The organism is Erythrobacter ramosus, assembly GCF_009828055.1.
Taxonomy (GTDB): domain Bacteria; phylum Pseudomonadota; class Alphaproteobacteria; order Sphingomonadales; family Sphingomonadaceae; genus Erythrobacter; species Erythrobacter ramosus.
The window spans coordinates 1,144,738-1,161,211 of record NZ_WTYB01000001.1 but is presented as its reverse complement, the minus strand read 5'-3'; the positions used below and the strand labels follow the sequence as shown (position 1 = coordinate 1,161,211).

Below are 16,474 nucleotides of genomic sequence, written 5' to 3'. Positions count from 1 at the left end.
GAGAGGGAGCGTGAGGCAATGGCTGAGGCCGATTATGATCTGGTGATCCGCGGCGGCACTATTGCCGATGGGACTGGCGGCGATCTTGTCGACGGCGACATCGCGATTGCTGCCGGGCGCATCGCTGCCATCGGGCAAGTGAGCGGCAGCGGGCGCGAGGAGATCGACGCGCGCGGGCGGATCGTCACGCCCGGCTTCATCGACGTTCACACCCATTACGATGGCCAGTGCATCTGGGCCGAGGAGCTTTCCCCCTCCTCCTCCCACGGCGTCACCACAGCGGTCATGGGCAATTGCGGGGTCGGTTTCGCGCCCTGCCGCCGCGCCGATCACGACATGCTCATCAATGTGATGGAGGGGGTCGAGGACATTCCCGGCATCGTGATGACCGAGGGGCTGGACTGGGACTGGGAGACCTTCCCCGAATATCTCGACAAGGTCGCCGCCGGGAAGCGCGATATCGATGTCGCCGCCTACCTGCCGCATTCCCCTTTGCGGGTATATGCGATGGGCGGAAGGGGTGCTGCACGCGAGGTAGCGACCGACAACGACCTTGCGATGATGCGACAACTGACCGCCGACGCCATGCGCGCGGGCGCCATCGGGTTCGCCACATCGCGCCTCAGCATTCACAAGACCGCGGACGGGCAGGCGATCCCGACGTTCGACACCGATATTGCCGAACTCGAAGCCATCACCAGCGGCATGAGGGATGCAGGCGCGGGGACGTTTCAGGTGGTGCTCGATGCCTTCGTCGGGTGGGACAAGGAATACAAGGTGATCGAGCGGGTGATCGCCGCCTCGGGCCGTCCGGCGACCTTCACCCTCGCATCCGGCAATGACGCGCCGCCGCGCTGGAGGCGGGTGCTGGAAATGCTGGAGGCCACCAATGCCGCGGGCGGTGTCGCCAATGCGCAGGTGATGCCGCGCCCGATTGGCCTCATCGCAGGGCTTGAGCTGACGGTGCACCCCTTCGTCCTCTGCCCGAGCTGGGCGAAGATCGCGCACCTGTCGATCCCGGAGCAAGTTGCCGCCATGCGCGATCCCGATTTGCGCGCCGCACTCCTCACCGAGGACTTTGCCCCCGGCCATCCCTTCAACGAGCTCGCCCGCAATTGGCGCTGGCTGTTCCCGCTCGACGATCCGCCGAACTACGCCCCGCCCGCTTCGATGAGTATGGCAGGTCAGGCGGCGGCGCGCGGCTGCACCCCGCAGGAGGTCGCCTATGATCGCCTTTTGGCGACCGAGGGGCGCGGGCTGTTCCTCGCCGCACTCGGCAATTACGAGAACGCCACGCTCGATTCCGCGCATGAAATGCTGCGCCACCCTTACTGCGTCCCCGGCCTTGGCGATGGCGGCGCGCATTACGGGGCGATCTGCGATGCGAGCTATTCGACTTACCTTTTGACCCAGTTCGTGCAGCAGGAAGGGCCGCTGCAATTGGGGCTGGCCGAGGCGGTGCACATGCTCAGCGCCAAGGCGGCGCGGGCGGTGGGCTTTACTGATCGCGGTACGCTGCACGTGGGCGGCAGGGCGGACCTTAATGTGATCGATCTCGACGGCCTGCGACTCCACCTGCCCGAAGTCGTGCGCGATCTGCCCGCCGGCGGCCGCCGCTTGCATCAGCGCGCTACGGGCTACGAGGCAACCATCGTCGCAGGGGAAGTGATCCGCCGCTTCGACCAGTCGACTGGTGCGCGCCCGGGCCAGCTGGTGCGCGGCGCAGGTTACCGCGCGGCCTAGTCCTGAGGTTCGATGGCATAAAGCAGCCCGGCACCGCCGTAAGGCACCGGCACCAGACCGTCAGGAACGGCGACCGGCTGCGAAAAATCGCCGACGATCCAGACATGGGTGAATGCGCCCAGCGGCAGCTTCGCCAGTGATTGCGACAGCTTCGGGCGGATGCGGTGGCTGCAATCCTCACGCTGCACCAAGTGTGAAGGATCGCGGTAGAACGGCCCCGCCGCGGGATAGTGCACCCGCATCGGGTTGACGCCCGGCTGCTGCCACTGGTCATTGACGAAGGCATTGCGCCGGGCAATCCCCGCGCCGACCACATGGTCGAGCACCGGCATCGCCCAAGGGTTCCAGCATGGCTTGACCACGAAGAAGGCGATCCTCGCGCCCATCGGCATCGGCTCAAGCGCGGTCAGTTCGGCCTGCGCCCTGCGGTCCTGCTGAATATAGGCGACGCTGGTCACCGCCATACGTCCTGCGAACAGAGCCAGCGCGATGGCGCCTGCCGCCTGCAAAACCTTTGACCCCAGCCTGACCGGCCCGATCGCCACCAGCGCCAGCGCGAAGGCATAAGGCACCAACCGCATGTCGGCAAAGGCTGATCCGAACACCCGGCTCGGCATGATGGCGTAGCAGACGAAGCACAGCAGTGCCGCCGTCCCGACGCTTCGATCATATCGCACTGTCTTGCTGAACAGCGCCCAGCCCATCAGCGCGCCGATCACCGCCAACGCGCCAACATCAAGATTGTACCACTGCGTCCTGAGCGGCGAGATCAGCCAGAACAGCTTGAAATCGAGCGACCAGTCCCCCATCGCGGCGCCGGTCGATTCCGCCCGCCAGATTACCATCGGGATGATCGGCAGCAGCAGCGGCCAGCACGCGCCGAGAATACGCAGCACCGCCGCGACCGGGCGGGTGCGCGCGGCGAAGATTTCGGCCAGCATCGCCGATCCAGCCATCAGCCCGAGGAACGCCCAGCCATAGGTGTGGCACACCCAGATCGCGGCCCCCGCCACGCCCAGCCACAGCCGCGCCGCGACCTCGCGCTCGCCCCGGTGCAGCCGCAGCCACATCACGAAGGCCAGCATCGCCAGCGCCATGCTCAGCGCATAATTGATGAAGCCGTAGTTGAAGGGGTAGCCATACAGCAGCGGGATCGCCGCGACCGCGAACGGCGTGACGCGGCCATGCACTTCGCGCGCGATCAGCAGCAGGCCAAGCGCGCCGAGAAACTGGGTCAGGATCACCACAAAATGGACCGAGGCTTCCAGCCCGAGCACGCCGTGCAACACCTGCACCAGAATGTCGGCCCCCAAGTTGCCGATCAGCTTCCATTGGTAAGTGTAGAAGGCTTGCAGCTCGGGCCGATTGGCCAACTCGGTCTGCACCGCATAGCGCCCCAGATGGCCGTACAGATCGACCAGCGGCGGGAAGTCGACCAGCAGCAGCGGCGTGATCGCGGCAAGGCAGACGAGCAGAATGACCGGCCAGCGATCCAGCCAGCCGAACGCCTGCGCCGTGCCGCCGAGCGGCACGCTCTCAATGGTATCTGAAGGGGTCATTCCGAAGCTGCGGGCCTGAAGACAAAGCATTGGGAGAGGAGGAAGAAGATCACGACATAGGCCCCGATCGCCGGGATTTGCGCCAGCGCGCTGTCCGCGCCCAGCACTGATTGCGCGGCCAATAGCACAGCGACATTCACCCCATAGGCAAAGCCGAAGGCCGCCAGAAACCGCAGGACTTCGCGCGCCGAAACCGGCCCTCTGACGCCGAACACGTAGTGGCGGTTGAGGGTGAAGGACACCACCAGTCCGACCGCATAGCCAGCGGCGTTGGCCGCGAGCCCGCTGAGGCCCGCCCACAAGCCGCCAAAGATCACCGCCCAGCCGACAGCGGAATTGGCAAAGCCAGTCAGCAGGAAACGGCCAAGGCGCTGAAGCATGGTCTCAGCGCGCAACCAGCACGTATTGCGCGCCCAGCGGCAGCCAGCCGAGCCCGCGTTCGAGCGGGCGCAGCGGAGCGAGCATCGCGGGGAAGAACAGCGTCCAGCGCAAACCCACATCCGCAAAGCCTGCCGCCCGCAACCGGCGGCGCATCTCCGGCCCGCTGATCAGCACGGCGTTCGCATCGAACGGGCAGGTGCGCACCGCGTGCTGGGTCGCCGGGTTCCAGGGGTTGTGCTCGAACAGCACGAAGCGCCCTTGCGGGGTCAGCGTGCGACGGATCTCGCTGAGCAAGCGGATGTGATCCTCGGCCGGGATGTGATGGAACACGCAGGCCGTGAACACGAGGTCGAAGGTTCCGGCATCGAACGGCAGGGTCTGGCCATCATAGCACACCGCATCGATCGGGCGGATCGCCCGCGCCTCGCAATGGCTGAGCGAGCGCGATGACACATCGAGCGCGGTCAGCGCCGCATCGGGAAATTCGCGCTGCAAGTGTGCGATGCAATTACCCCGCCCCGCGCCGAAATCCATGATCCGCCGGGGTGCGATCCCCGCCGCCGCCATGATCCGCGCCGCTTCAATGGCCTTGTAGGCCGCGAAGAAATCGGGATCCTCGCCGCTCAACCTGACCGAGGCGGCGTGCTGCGCGTCATATTCATCTACGTAAGCGTCAAATTCAGCCTGCGACATGGAGGCCCTCATGCGGTTCGGTGGGGGTCGCGGCAGCGGCGGCTTCGTCACTCTGCCTTGCATCAAGGCTGACCGGATGGCGGCGCACCTCGGCGATGATGAACAGCGGGCGCTGCTTGGCTTCCATGTACATCCGGCCGAGGTACTCGCCGAACACGCCCAGCACCAGAAGCTGAACGCTGCCCATGATGAGGATCAGCGCGGCAAGGCTCGCCCAGCCCTCCACCGTGCCGCCCTGCATCCACACCCAGACAATCCCGATCAGCGAGACGAGGCCCGCTAACCCAAACACCATCCCCAGATGCGAGGCAAACCGCAGCGGCACGGTCGAAAAGCTGGTGACGGCGTCCACCGCCAGCGCGATCATCTTGCGCACCGGGTAATTGGTTTCCCCGGCGAAGCGCGGATCGCGTTCGTAGGGGAAGGCGATCTGGTTGAAGCCGACGAAGCTCACCAGCCCGCGAATGAAGCGGTAGCGCTCCGGCATGGCATTGAGCTGGTCGACCACCCGGCGGGTCATCAGGCGGAAATCGCCCGTGTCGCGCGGGATGTGGGTATCGACCATGCTGCCGAGCATCCGGTAGAACAACGAGGCGGTGCCGCGCTTGAAAGCGGTCTCGCCGTGGCGCTTGCTGCGCTGGCCATAGACAACGTCATAGCCCTTGCGCAGCTGCTCCAGCATCGGGCCGAGCAGTTCGGGCGGGTCTTGCAGGTCGGCATCGAGCACGAACACCAACTGCCCGCGGACATGGTTGAGCCCAGCGGTCAGCGCGAGCTGGTGGCCGTGATTGCGCGACAGGTTCATTGCGACGATCCTTGGATCACGCTCAGCGTGCTTGCAGATGACATCCCAGCTGGCGTCCTTCGATCCGTCATTGATCAGGACAAGCTCGAACCGGTCGGCAAAGATCGCCTCGGCCGCAGGGATCACCCGCGCGATCAGCGCATCGAGCCCGGCCTCCTCGTTATAGACCGGAATCACCACGGAAAGCTCGCAGGAGCCTGAGAATGATTGCGAAACCTGCAAGTCTCCGGCCCTCCTGAAGCCAACGGCGGTGATAACGGAAAAATGGCGGGTTGGGGTCGACGGGCCGGCGTGACCCAAGCGCCCGCGCCGGGCGCTGCTATATCAAGCATGACCGGCCGAATTTCAAGCATAGAGCACGCGGCGACGGCCCGTGGCCGGGCGCGGGACTGTTGCAAAATGATTACAGCAGGCAAGATGTATGCGCCACCTGCGCTACGCCGCCCATTTTTATGGGGACGGGCGAGTGAGCCAGCGGCGCTCACCAAGCCACAGCAATCCGCTAACCAGCAACCAGGCGAGGACATAGGGCCAAGCCGGGCCGCGCCGTTCAGGTGTATCGCGGGCCGCAGGGGCGTTCTGTTCGGCGGCCCAGCGGCGGGTGGTCTCACCCATCTCCTTCGCCTTGGCGACCGTCAGAGCGCCCTTGGGCAAGACCAGCAAGGCAAACTCCTGCATGCCGTCGCACCCCGGCTGCACGATTCGGTGAACGCCCGCGCTGGCGGGCCAGTACGCTGCGCAACCCTGCGCCCCGGCCAAGGGATCGATGGCGAGCGCGGTTTCGGTTGAATCCGGGCCAATCACGCGGACGGTCCCCAAGACACCGCAAATCACCATCCGCTCGCCCACTTCGGGCAGAGCCGGCACTACAGGGCGGAAGGTGCTATCGGGCCGAGACACCGCGCTCACCGTCTCGCTCCACCATTGATAGTAGCGATCCGCCTGCCCGTTGAGCACCAGCGTGAAGCTGTTGGCGACAGTCCACAGGGCGACACGGCCTTGGCCACGCTGCTGCCAGCCGGACAGCACGCCGCCGTCCGCGTCGGTGACAGCGGGCACGAAAGCAGGGGCAGCGCGCACCGCCCATCGCCCGAGATCGGGAGCGGGATCATCGACCGTATTAATGCTAGCGGGCGCATCCACCGACCCCGGCCCGCGCAGCGATGTCAGCGTGTCCGCGTCCGGCGCGAGCGGAGACAGCGTAACCGGCACGGCTTCGCTCCCGCCCTCAACCGTAAGGCCAAGCGCCCCCCAATTGCCGCGCGCGGCCGCGCTGGCCGGGCCCGTCATTCTGACGACCACGCCAAGGCCGCCCGCAACCGCTTGGGCAAGAACGGCGCGCGACCCGCTGCCGAGCGATTGATCGTCGATGATCACCACATCAACTTCGCGCAACGTGGCCGCATTCAGAGACACGCTCTCGCCGCCCAGATTGACGCCGCCGCCCGCCTCCAGCCTGCTTTGCAAGGCGATGCCCGAATCCTCAGCCCAGCGGCGCAGATATTTGGCTTCCGGCGAAGGCGCTCCGATCAGGAGCGCGCGCAAGGGCGGTTGGGCGATCGTCCGCAGCGGCACCGGCGTATCCGAAACGATCTTGCCATCCCGCCCGCGCAGGCGGAGCGTGAAGGCGGCAAGGCCGGGCGCGCGCGCCGTTCCGCCCATCGCAAAAGCGCCGTCTGTGCCAATGACCCGGCGGTCCACCCGGCGTCCGGCAGGGTCGAGCAGCTCGGCCGCGCCGCCCTCCATCCCGTTTGCCTCGCCCGCGACGGTAAAGATTGCTCCGGCCGGCGTATCGGCCGGCGGATCCAGGCGGATGAGGCCGCGCGGGACGGGCATAGGGGTGAAGGTGATCGGCAAGCCCGCTGCGGCATCGCGGTCACGCGGGGTGAGGCCCCGCCCGATGAGCCGCACGCGCTGCGCCTGTTCATGCCGCCGCAGCGCCGTCGCCAGATCGGGCACGCGCTCGGCGCCGTTGATGGCGGGTGCCTCGGGCAAAGCGATCAGGCGCTCGCCCGGCTGCGCCTTGGCTGTCAGCGGAGACTCAGCGGTGGCAATCACTAGGGTCTCTCCCCCGACCGGAAGGCGCGGCGGGAACAGGGCGAGATAGAGCAGCAGGCCGCTTACCAGCGTCAGCGCCGCCAGCACGCCCACTCGCCAGTCGCGGCGCCGCCACAGCATTGCGATAGCCGCCGCCAGCGCGCCCACTGCGATCAGCACCGCCGTCAATGTCTGAAAGGACAGCATTCAGCGCAGGCCCTGCATATAGCGCCGCCCCACAGAGCCGCCGTCGTGGCGCCGCCGCACCTGGGCTGGCGGGCGCGTCAGCACAGCCCAGAGCTGCTGGCGCAGCTTCTCGCGCAGGGCACCGGACGCAGGGTCGCCGCGCAGCGCATCAATTGCAGCGAGCACGGCCAGCGGGTCGCGGATGCGGGCGCTGTTGGTCCGCACCCAGCGATCTAGTCCGCCCAGGTCAATCGCTTGCGGCGACGATAGTGCGCGCCACGCCGTAGCGGGAACAGCGTCCTCAATCGCAAAGGGGGTCAAACTTGCTCCGCCCGCCACGATCCCTTCGCGCTTGCCAGCCATCCGCCGCGCCATATCGAGCGGGGGCTGGATCGAACCGATCCGGGGGAGATAAATGCGGCTCGCCTGCTGGACCCGCTTGATGAAATCGAGCGCCTTCAGCTCGAACGGTAGCGCCTTTTCTGGCTGGCCCGAGCGCAGGTTGAGCTCGGCATCCCACATCGCGTCGAGGGCGCTTTTCAGCAGTTCGCGCGTGTCGGGATCGAGCAAGGTCGCCGCTTCGCTCTCGTCATGCACATGGCCATATTCGGCCGTGATATTGCCGAGCCCGCCGAACACTGGCGATTCCGGCGCGTCGCCATGATCGTGGCCGTCGCCATCGTGATGCTCGCCCTCGGCCTGCTCGGCGGGCGCATCCTTTTCGGCGACCGGGAGCGGCGGGCGGCGCGGCGCTTCCTCCGCTTCCATCCCGACGAACTGGCCGTAGCGCAGGCGCAGCAGACGTTGATCGACGCCGATTGTGTCGGAGCGCACCATGAAGTCGTCAGCGCTCAGCTTCCCGCGTTCCCGGATCAGCGCTTCGGTGTCGATGATGACCTGCCGCTGGCTGCGGAAATAGGCGGGCATGGTCTGCTTCGCCATCAGCTCAAGCCCGTCGGCAGACGCCGGCACGGCGCCGGGCCAGCGCAGAATGACACCGGGGCCGCGCACCACCTGCGGGCCGGGCGCGCGCGTGTCGGCGACCGTCAGCTGCGCCACCAGATCGCTTCCCGGCTGAAGCCCGAAGGCAGCCAGATCGAGGTCAACGACGAAGCGGCGGCGCTTCGGATCGCCCGTGCCGGAGACCATCCGGCTGCGCTCGGAAAAGCTCACATTCTCACCCTCACCAATCGCGGTGGTGAGCGTGAGCTGGGCCATCTGATCGACGGCGTAATCATCGCTCGCCTCGAACACGACGCGCCATCGCCGCTGTCCGGGCTGGATCATCACCAAACCCGACGCCGGTTCGATCACCTGCACCTGCGGCGGTTCGTCGGTGATGGGTTCAAGCCGGTGCGCGGTCCGCGACATCCGGTTCCCTTCGGCGGTGACATGATAGAGCGACGGGATGTCGAGCCTCAGCGATCCCGACCACCCCTCCTCGCCCAGCGTCAGAGGCAGTGTCTGCCCGCCGACCAATTGCAGCGCAGCGGATTTGGCCTGCGGGGTAAAGGCGAGCGTCCATTCGATCCGCGAGCCCATCGGCGCGCGAATGTCGAGGCTTTGGGCATAGCGCGCAGGCAGGCCGGTATAGGCGGGCGGGATGATCCGCACGCGCTGACCGGTGAGGCGGGGTTGGCCGGGCGCTGCCGCTTCGGTCTGTGATGGAGCAGCGAGCGGCGGCGCTGACGCTTCGGCGGGCCAGAGGATAATCGCTGCAAGCGCAACGGCTCCCAGCAACCACGCGGCAATGATGGGGCGCTGCGACCAGCCATCGGCTAGGGTTTCAGGGTCGATAGCTTCGATCCGGGCCGCGATCCGCTCGGCCTGCAATTGTTCGAGCGGGGCGAGATCGGCGGCGGCGAAGACCAGCCCGGCGCTGTCCTCAAGCCGCGCCTCGCGCGCGTTCAGACGCCGGACGAGCCAGCCTTGGTCGAACCGGCTTGCAAGGTGTCTTGCGGCCAATCCTAATGCAAGGCCGCCCAGTGCCAGCACAGCTGCTGCCAGCCCGATACCGCCCAGCCGCCAGCATAGGCCTGCGAGCACCAGCACCACCGGGCTCCACACCAGCACAGCGTTGATCGCCGCGCGCTGACGCGCCGGGGCGACCCAGTGGTTCGGGTTGAGCTCCCGGCTCATGGCGCGAACCTCCGTCGTCTGCTCGCCAGCAGTCGTTCGGCGAGGAAGACGAGCGCGATCAGGATGCCCAGCCACGCGGACAGCTCACGCGGCGGCAGCGGGAACGGCGGGGTGCCTGCCTTGGGCGCAAAGGCGGTGGACACCACACGGGAAGGCGGCGGCGCTGCGGGGGTGATCAGATCTCGCAGGCGGGCGGCGAAGTCGGCTTCGAGCAGGGCGGGCATCGCGGCAGGCTCCAGCGGGCGCGTGAAGCGCAGCAATCGTCCCGCGCCGAGGGGCCCACCTTCCACCAGCGTCTCGCCCACATCGTCGCGCCACAACGCCGTGGTGGTATCGGGCATGGCGACCTCAGCGGCATTGCTGAGCACAGCGGTGCCGCCGGCGCTCACCCAGTCCACCACCGCTTGCGGCACCCGTCCGGGCGCGAGCCAGACCAGCACCTGATCGCGCGGTGGCAGTTCGCTTGCCGCGCGAGCCTCAAACCGTGGCTCTTCACGCCACGCCTGAGCCGCTGCGCGGAAATATCGCACCGGCGCTTCCCCGCCGGCTACATAGCGGACCACCAAGGCCGGGCTTGCAGCGGGGGCGGGATCCTCTGCCTTTTGGCTTCCTTTGACGACCTGCCATTTGACCGCGCGTGTCAGCTTGAGCGGCTCGGCATCGACGCCGTTCAGCACTGGCGGCACCAGGATCGTCAGCGGCACATCCGGCGCAAGCTCGGCATCGAACTGGCGGATCAGACTGGACACGGGGGACTGGGGTGGCGGGGGCGTCTCGATGCTAGGAAAGCCCGCCGCAATCCATCGCAGGTCAGCCTCCGGCCCACCACTGGCGCGTGCCGCGGCCGGTTCAACACCGGGCGCGACAAGGATCGGCGGGGCGTCATCGTGCCACCCCAGCACCGCAGGCCGCGCCAGCAACAGCGCCAGCAGCGCGACCAGCAGCATCCGCAAGGCGAGCAGCAACAGCTCGTCAAAGCGCAGCTTGTTGCGCGGACGGGGCAGCGCGTCGAGCCAGCGCAGCGCGGCGAAATCGACTGGCACTTCCTCCGTCCGCCGCCGCAGATGGATCAAGAGCGGCACGATCAGCGCGGCCAGCGCTGCAAGGCCAAGCGGGGCCAGCAGCAACGGCGTCACGTCGGCGCTACCCCTGACCCGAACAAGACGTGCAAGGGCCGGTCGATCGGCTCGTCGATCACGACTGTGGCATGGCGGATTCCCGCCTTGTCGAGCCGCTCGTCTAGCGCAGCCCGCGCCGCGGCAAACCGGCTGAGGAAGGTTTCACGCAGCGCCGCCCCGTCACTGATCAACTCCGCCCCGCTTTCCTGATCGCGGAACCGGAAGCCGCCATCGAACGGGAAATCGCGCTCCTCAGTGGTGAGCAGTTGGATCGCCACCACCTCGCGTCCCGCCTTGGCCAGCCGCTCGATCAGCGCGATGCCGCCTTCGTCAAAACAGTCGCTCACAAACAGCACCAGGTCACGCGCCCCGATCCGCTCCCACAGCGGCGCAAGGGTCGCGTCATCGGGAAAGGTGCCAGCGGCTTCTAGGCGGCTGAAATCGATCTGCATCCGGCCCGCCTGAGCGCGTCCTGCGCGCGGATCGGCCACACCGAGCGCGGCCTCCTGCAAGGCGATCCAGCCGAACCGGTCGCCCTGCTGCATCGCGAGTTCGGCAATGCACAGGCCGAGCAACTTGGCCGCATCGAACCGCGACCAGTCCGGCTGCACGCGGTCAGCCTGCGCCATCGACGCGCTGGCATCGAGCAGGATCCAGATCGCAATCGGGCTTTCCTCCTCCGCCTCACGCACGAAGAACTTGTCGGAGCGCGCAAACAGCTTCCAATCGATGCGGCGCGGTTCATCGCCCGGCTCGTAGGCGCGGTATTGCGCGAATTCGAGGCCGGCGCCCTTGCTGCGGCTGGCGTGCATCCCGAAGCCACGCGTGCCGGAGATGCGCCGGGTTCTGAGCGAGAGCCGCTTCAATCGGCCCCGGATTTCGGGCGGGATCGTCAGCGGCGTGCGCGCCATGGCTCAGCCCGCCGGGGGAGGGATGCGTGCCAGCAGCGCGGCCACCACATCATCCGCGCTCTTGCCCTCGGCCTCGGCTGCGAAGGACAAGAGCAGGCGGTGGCGCATCACCGGCGCGGCCAGCGCGGCGATATCCTCACGCGTCGCGGCGAACCGGCCGCTCAGCAAGGCGCGGGCCTTTGCGCACAGCACCAGCGCCTGACCTGCGCGCGGCCCCGCGCCCCAGCGCACATAGCTTTCGACTTCAGGCGGGGCGGCCGCATCGCCGGGCCGGGTCGCGCGCACGAGGGTCGTGATCCAGCTCAGCAGATCATCGCTGAGGTAGACCTCGCGCACATTCGCCTGCAATGCCAGCACATCACCGGCTTCCATGACCCGCGGCACGGCTTCGCCCTCACGGCCGGTAGTGAGCGCCAAGATGTCGCGTTCTTCGCTGGCGGTCGGATAGCCGACCCGGATTTGCAACAGGAACCGGTCAAGCTGCGCTTCGGGCAGAGGATAGGTGCCCGCCTGCTCCAGCGGGTTTTGGGTCGCCAGAACAAAAAACGGCTTCGGCAGCTGATAGGTCTGCCCACCGTAGCTGACGGTCTTTTCCTGCATCGCCTCAAGCAGCGCCGCCTGGGTCTTGGGCGGCGTGCGGTTGAGTTCGTCCGCGAGCAGCAGGTTGGTGAACACCGGGCCTTGCTGGAAGCGGAAGCTGCGGTGGCCGGTGCCGTGATCTTCTTCGAGCAGTTCGGTGCCGAGGATATCGCTCGGCATCAGGTCGGGCGTGAACTGGACGCGCCGGAAATCGAGCTCCAGCGCATCGCCCAGCGTACGCACCAGCAGCGTCTTGCCCAGCCCGGGCACGCCTTCGAGCAGGCAATGCCCACCCGCCAGCAGCCCGATCAGCAGTTGATCGACGACATCGTTCTGTCCGACGATCGCAGTCGCGATGGCGCGCTTCAGGTCCCCGAGCTTGGCCATCCGCCGCTCAAGATCCGCCGCGCTTACCGGAGCCTGCTGTGACACGTGTTCAAACCCTTCAATTGCTGCCCCTCAATTGGAGAGCGCGTACATGATGATATTGACCCCGAAGCGGGTATTGTCCTCGGCGAGGAAGCGCTTGTTGCGCCAGTCATAGTCCCATTCGCAGCCATAGTCCTTGTTGCTGTAAAGCACGCCAAGACGGCCGTTGATGGTGATGCCCTTGAGGTAATCGTGGATCAGGTCATCGCCCCAGCCGTTGAGTTCAAAGCTGGTGGCAGGCGGCCCGGCGAACTTGAAGAAGCTTGAATAGAGCGGGTGATTGTTCGGCAGCTTCTTCATCGCCTCGCCGCCGAAGATCCCGGCCATCTGCGCTTCGAACGACTTGGCGAACAGGCCGTCGATATCGTGGTTGCAATCATCGACGAACACAAAGCCGCCATTGCGCACGTAACGCTCGAAATTGCGGCGTTCGACATCCGAGAATTCGACCGCCTTGTGCCCGGCGAGGTAGCAGAACGGCGCCGACAGCATCCTCGGATCGCTGAGGGCGACGACGTGTTCCTCGGGATCGATGCGCAAGGTGGTGTAATCGACGAGCGACGTCAGCAGGTTGGCGGGCATCCGCTGATCGACATCCCAATCGCCGGAATTGTATTTGAGCCGGGTGAACCAGAAATCGAACCCGCCCGTAGCCGCGCCGCCCGCGCGCTGGGCTGCGGTAAGGCGACTGCCCATCACCGCAGCGGCGAGTCCGCCTCCCAGCAACCTGAGGAAACGGGCGCGGCTCATCGCTGAATTGCTCACGTGACCCGCGCCCATTGTTCCTGCCGCGTCAGACGGCGTCCGACAGCGAGGTGAAGGTGAAGTCCCGGAGCTTCATCGGCGGAACCATCATCGACCCATCTTCGACGCGGACCGACCGGCCCAGCTCGTCGATATTGTTGAGCATGATGACCGGGCTTTCGTTGAAGCGGAAGTTCTTGATCGGGTACATCAGCTGCCCGTTCTCGATATAGAACGTGCCGTCGCGGGTGAGGCCAGTGAGCAACACCGTCTGCGGATCGACCATGCGGATGTACCAGGTGCGGGTGACGAGGATGCCGCGCTCGGTGCTGGCGATCAGCTCGGCGGTCGACTTGGTGCCGCCCTCCATGATCGTGTTGCCCCAGCCCGCGGTTTCGGGTTTGCCCTGCTTGGACGCCCAGTAACGCGAATACTGGAGGTTCGCGACCTTGCCCGCATCGATGATCTTGGTCCGTCCGCGCGGCAGGCCGTCACCATCCCACGGCATGGCGGGCACCGTGGGGTTGGCCGGATCGGTGTAGATGTTGACGCGCGGATCCATGATCTGCTCGCCGATCTTGTTGCCGCCGCCCTGCTTGCTGAGGAAGCTGCGCCCTTCATCCGCCGAACGCGCGTCGAAGAAGTTCATCATAAAGCTGATGAGACCAGAGGCGGCCGCAGGTTCAAGGATGACGGTGTACTTGCCGGGTTCCAGAGCCTTTGCGTCGACGGAGGCCGCCGCTTTGCGCATCGCGATCTGGATGTCGGTGCCCGCGTCCAATTCCGCCACGTCCTTGACGTTGCTGGCGACCCAGCCTGACCCGCGCCCGTCTTCGGTGCGCACGGTGCAGGTGTAATCCGCGATCGTGGAGCGCTGATAGCCGAAATTGCCGTTGGAATTGGCGTGAGCAAAGAAGGTGTGCCCGTCTTCCAGGAAGCCCGCTGCGATCAGGCCACGCTCACGGCAGGGCAGGATCGAGGCTTCGGCGATCTTGGCGCGGGCCTCCGCCGTCAGCGCAGCGGTCGCTTCGCTGAAGGTGTCGGTCGCGGTGTAGGTCTGCTTGCCGACCGGCGGCATGTATTCGGGGTTTTCCGGTGCAAGCTTGGCCAGATCCTCGGCCCGGCGCACAACCCGTTCGAGCGAGGCATCGTCGAACTGGTTGATCGAGGCCGTACCCACGCGCTGGCCGAACAAGACCTCAACCGCGAGCTGGACATCATCGACGATGCCCGAAGTGGAAATGTCGTTGCGCGCAAACCGGACATTGCCGCCGATCCCGCCGCTCAGCACGGCGCTGGCGTTGTCCGCGGTGGAAAAGGCGATCACCTTGTCGAGGATCGCCTTTGCCTGCGCTTCTGAAAGAATGCTCATTGCTGCTTCTCCTGCGCGCGGTTCAGCCCAGCGACCGGGCGGTGTTGATGACGTTGATGCCGTCGAAACGGGTGGTCGACGAACCGTGGCTGACCGCCGAGACCTGGCTTGGCTGCCCCTTCCCGTCGAAGAACGATCCGAACATGCGATAGTCGCTCTCGTCACAGATGGCCGAGCACGAGCCCCAGAATTCCGGCGTGCGCATCTGGTAGGCGACGTCCTCGATCATGGGGCCAAGCTTGCCGTTCTTGATCTCATAGAACACCGTCCCGCCGAACTGCGCATTGTAGCGCTGCTGGTCGATCGAGAACGACCCACGGCCGGCGATGTAGATGCCGTTTTCGACGCCCGCGATCATGTCGGCGGTGCTCATCTTGGTCTTGCCGGGGGCGAGGCTGACGTTCGCCATGCGCTGGAACTGAACGCTCGACCAGCTGTCGGCATAGCAGCAGCCGTCCGACTCGTCCTTGCCAACGATGTGGGCCTGATCGCGGATGGTCTGGTAGTCGACAAGGATGCCGTCCTTGACCAGATCCCAGCGCTTGCACTTCACGCCTTCGTCATCGTAGCCGACCGCGCCGAGCGAGCCCACCTGGGTCTTGTCAGCGAACAGATTGACGATCTCACTGCCGTATTTGAAGCCCTCGTCGCGCTTGTCCATCGTGGCGAAGCTGGTGCCTGCGTAATTGGCTTCGTAGCCCAACACACGGTCAAGCTCGAGCGGGTGGCCGACCGATTCATGGATCGTGAGGCCGAGATGGTTCGGATCGAGCACGAGGTCATACTTGCCCGGCTTGACCGACGGGGCCTTGAGCTTCGCCTGCGCATCTTGCGCCGCAGCGATGGCATCCTCCTTCATGTCATAGGATTTGCCGTAAGTGGTCAGGCCGTTGGACAGCACGAACTTGTCCTCCGCGCGGCCGTCCATGTATTCATAACCGAGGCCCATCGGCGCCGAGAGGCCTTCGCGCGAACGGAACTTGCCGGTGGTTGTGTCAACGGCGGTCACCGTCAGCGGTGCCCAGATGCGGTGGACGTCCTGATCGATGTAGGATCCATCGGTCGAGGCAAAATACTTCTGCTCGTTGACGAGGAACAGCAGCGAATTCACGAAGCTCGCCCCGGCCCCCAATGCGGCGTCGTTGACCGACATCAGCAGATTGACCTTATCCGCAATCGGCACGTCCATCGCGTTCTTCTGGATCGGGGTGCGCCAGCTGACTTCGCCGACGCCCGGCGTCGGCGCGAGCTGCACCGGTGCGGTCTGGATGCGGGCATTGGCCTTGGCAATCGCGGTCGCCTGACGCGCGGCGTTGGCGACGGCATCCTCGGTCATCTCGTTGGTGGCCGCAAAGCCCCACGAGCCATCGGCGATCACGCGCACGCCGGTGCCGGTCGATTCCGTGTTGACGATGTTTTCGACATTGCGTTCGCGGGTGATGACGAACTGGCGCAGGTAGCGACCGACCCGGACGTCGCAATAGCTCGCGCCCGCCGCCGTCGCTGCGCCGAGCGCCGCATCGGCGAGCCGCTTCTTGACCGCGATGTCGATGGCGTCTTGCAGCTGCTCAGCCGCGATCGCTTTGCCGAAGATGGAAGGCGTCAGCGCCATACCTGTAAAGAAGGTGCTGAGCGCCAGAAAATCGCGTCTGTCCACGTGAATACTCCTCAACCCGGCCCGCTGCGTCCTTCGGGGAATCCGAAGGCAATCCGGCCATAGTTCTGCAACGGGGCACATTGGTGCCGGAAGTCCGCACGGTAATCAAACCGCTCAGCAC

General features: G+C 66.1%; 13 protein-coding genes. 1 reads left to right on the top strand and 12 read right to left on the bottom strand.

The window, feature by feature from the left end; all coding sequences use genetic code 11:
- Window positions 1-18 precede the first annotated feature (18 nt).
- Entirely contained in the window at window positions 19-1,743 is a 1,725-nt protein-coding gene (locus tag GRI59_RS05825; protein WP_160760205.1) for an N-acyl-D-amino-acid deacylase family protein, read from the top strand.
- On the opposite strand, the gene GRI59_RS05820 is transcribed toward GRI59_RS05825, so the two are convergent.
- From GRI59_RS05820 to GRI59_RS05765, 12 genes are all read right to left on the bottom strand, one after another.
- Window positions 1,740-3,302: a hypothetical protein gene (locus GRI59_RS05820; RefSeq protein WP_160760204.1), complete on the bottom strand. Its 1,563-nt coding sequence runs from the start codon at window positions 3,300-3,302 to the stop codon at window positions 1,740-1,742. The genes GRI59_RS05825 and GRI59_RS05820 overlap by 4 nt on opposite strands.
- Window positions 3,299-3,682, bottom strand: coding sequence for a GtrA family protein (locus GRI59_RS05815; RefSeq protein ID WP_160760203.1), 384 nt, complete (start codon window positions 3,680-3,682; stop codon window positions 3,299-3,301). The genes GRI59_RS05820 and GRI59_RS05815 overlap by 4 nt, the downstream gene beginning before the upstream one ends.
- Window positions 3,683-3,686: 4 nt before the next feature.
- A complete protein-coding gene (locus tag GRI59_RS05810) occupies window positions 3,687-4,376 on the bottom strand; it encodes a class I SAM-dependent methyltransferase (RefSeq protein WP_160760202.1) in 690 nt (229 codons plus the stop codon).
- The gene (locus GRI59_RS05805; protein WP_337190238.1) at window positions 4,363-5,361 is read right to left on the bottom strand and encodes a glycosyltransferase family 2 protein; all 999 of its coding nucleotides are present in this window, start codon (window positions 5,359-5,361) and stop codon (window positions 4,363-4,365) included. The genes GRI59_RS05810 and GRI59_RS05805 overlap by 14 nt, the downstream gene beginning before the upstream one ends.
- Window positions 5,362-5,631: 270 nt before the next feature.
- On the bottom strand, window positions 5,632-7,425 hold the full coding sequence (locus GRI59_RS05800; RefSeq protein ID WP_160760200.1) for a carboxypeptidase regulatory-like domain-containing protein: 1,794 nt from the start codon (window positions 7,423-7,425) through the stop codon (window positions 5,632-5,634).
- The gene (locus GRI59_RS05795) at window positions 7,426-9,543 is read right to left on the bottom strand and encodes a DUF4175 family protein (RefSeq protein ID WP_160760199.1); all 2,118 of its coding nucleotides are present in this window, start codon (window positions 9,541-9,543) and stop codon (window positions 7,426-7,428) included. It abuts the gene before it with no gap.
- Window positions 9,540-10,679 (bottom strand): BatA domain-containing protein, encoded by a 1,140-nt coding sequence (locus GRI59_RS05790; RefSeq protein ID WP_160760198.1) that lies wholly within the window; start codon window positions 10,677-10,679, stop codon window positions 9,540-9,542. The genes GRI59_RS05795 and GRI59_RS05790 overlap by 4 nt, the downstream gene beginning before the upstream one ends.
- Window positions 10,676-11,572 carry a DUF58 domain-containing protein gene (locus GRI59_RS05785; RefSeq protein ID WP_160760197.1) on the bottom strand — a complete coding sequence of 299 codons (897 nt, stop codon included), beginning with the start codon at window positions 11,570-11,572 and terminating at the stop codon, window positions 10,676-10,678. The genes GRI59_RS05790 and GRI59_RS05785 overlap by 4 nt, the downstream gene beginning before the upstream one ends.
- A 3-nt stretch (window positions 11,573-11,575) precedes the next feature.
- Entirely contained in the window at window positions 11,576-12,538 is a 963-nt protein-coding gene (locus tag GRI59_RS05780; protein WP_160760443.1) for an AAA family ATPase, read from the bottom strand.
- A 72-nt stretch (window positions 12,539-12,610) separates the two neighbouring features.
- On the bottom strand, window positions 12,611-13,330 hold the full coding sequence (locus GRI59_RS05775; RefSeq protein ID WP_160760196.1) for a DUF4159 domain-containing protein: 720 nt from the start codon (window positions 13,328-13,330) through the stop codon (window positions 12,611-12,613).
- A 43-nt stretch (window positions 13,331-13,373) separates the two neighbouring features.
- On the bottom strand, window positions 13,374-14,696 hold the full coding sequence (locus GRI59_RS05770; RefSeq protein WP_160760195.1) for a TldD/PmbA family protein: 1,323 nt from the start codon (window positions 14,694-14,696) through the stop codon (window positions 13,374-13,376).
- A 22-nt stretch (window positions 14,697-14,718) separates the two neighbouring features.
- Window positions 14,719-16,353, bottom strand: coding sequence for a metallopeptidase TldD-related protein (locus tag GRI59_RS05765; protein ID WP_160760194.1), 1,635 nt, complete (start codon window positions 16,351-16,353; stop codon window positions 14,719-14,721).
- Window positions 16,354-16,474 lie beyond the last annotated feature (121 nt).